1 protein-coding gene and 1 pseudogene are annotated in these 1,064 nt (G+C 59.0%); both read left to right on the top strand.

What is annotated here, in order from left to right; all coding sequences use genetic code 11:
• A pseudogene (locus HX817_RS16005) lies at positions 1 to 171 on the top strand (histidine/lysine/arginine/ornithine ABC transporter ATP-binding protein); the annotation flags it as partial.
• Between the two features lie 25 nt (positions 172 to 196).
• Positions 197 to 1,033 (top strand): transporter substrate-binding domain-containing protein, encoded by an 837-nt coding sequence (locus HX817_RS16000; RefSeq protein ID WP_003217054.1) that lies wholly within the window; start codon positions 197 to 199, stop codon positions 1,031 to 1,033.
• Positions 1,034 to 1,064 lie beyond the last annotated feature (31 nt).

The raw sequence follows: 1,064 nt of genomic DNA, 5'->3' as shown, positions 1-1,064 counted from the left end.
CGCACCATGATCCTGGTGACCCATGAAATGGCGTTCGCCCGGGACGTGTCATCCAAAGTCGCGTTTTTGCATCAAGGCCTGATCGAGGAAACCGGCTCGCCGGACTCAGTGTTTATCGACCCACGCAGTGAACGTTGCCGGCAGTTCGTCAACGCGCATCAAACTCGCTAACTCCAAAAAAAGACGGGGCAAGATCATGAAATCCAAACGATTGGCAAAGTGGTTGAGCAGTGCTGTGTTGATGCTGGCGGCAGGTACTGCGTTGGCGGCGGAGAAACCCATTGTGTTCGCGGTGGCGGCAGAACCCTACCCACCGTTCACGGTGAAGGGCGGCAACGGGGAGTGGTCCGGCTTTGAGGTGGACCTGATTCACAAGCTCTGCGGCTTGATGAAGGCTGAGTGCCAGATCAAGGAAGTGGCCTGGGACGGGATTATTCCGTCGCTGCTGGCGAAGAAAATCGACGTGATTTTCTCCTCGATGTCGGTCACCGAAGAGCGCGAAAAACAGATCGCCTTCAGCCGCGCCTACTACGATTCGCTGCTGGGCATTGCCGGCCCCAAGGGCACCACGGTCGAAGTCTCGCCGGCAGGGCTGAAGGGCAAGATCATCGGCGTGCAGATCTCTACGGTCAGCGCCAACTACCTGAAGAAGTACTACGAGAATATTGCTGACCTGAAGTACTACGATACCCAGGAATCGGCCAACGCCGACCTGATTGCCGGGCGCACCGACCTGATGATGGCCGACGGCGTCGCCATCGCCATGATGGTCAAGACCCCTGAGGCCCAGGGCCTGGCCGAAATCGCCGAAGTGCCTTACGACCCGATCATCGGCCGCGGCGTGGGGGCCGGCCTGCGCAAGGAAGACACTGAACTCAAGGCCCGGCTCGACAAGGCCATCGGTGAGTTGCTGGTGAGCAAGGACTACGCCGACCTCTCGCAGAGCGTGTTTGGAGTATCGGTCAGCCCGTGCAAACGCGCTGACACGCCTGCCTATGTGAGCAAAGTCTGCGACAGCCCCTACACAAACTAATCCGGTAGAAAGGGAGTGCTTGTGGCGAGGG

The sequence above is a fragment of the Pseudomonas sp. C6002 genome, from assembly GCF_013385805.1.
Taxonomy (GTDB): Bacteria; Pseudomonadota; Gammaproteobacteria; order Pseudomonadales; family Pseudomonadaceae; genus Aquipseudomonas.
This window is presented reverse-complemented; position numbering and strand designations above follow the sequence as displayed.

Coding starts and splice junctions, on each gene's coding strand:
- HX817_RS16000 (WP_003217054.1), top strand. CDS start 197: ATGAAATCCAAACGATTGGCAAAGTGGTTGAGCAGTGCTGTGTTGATG.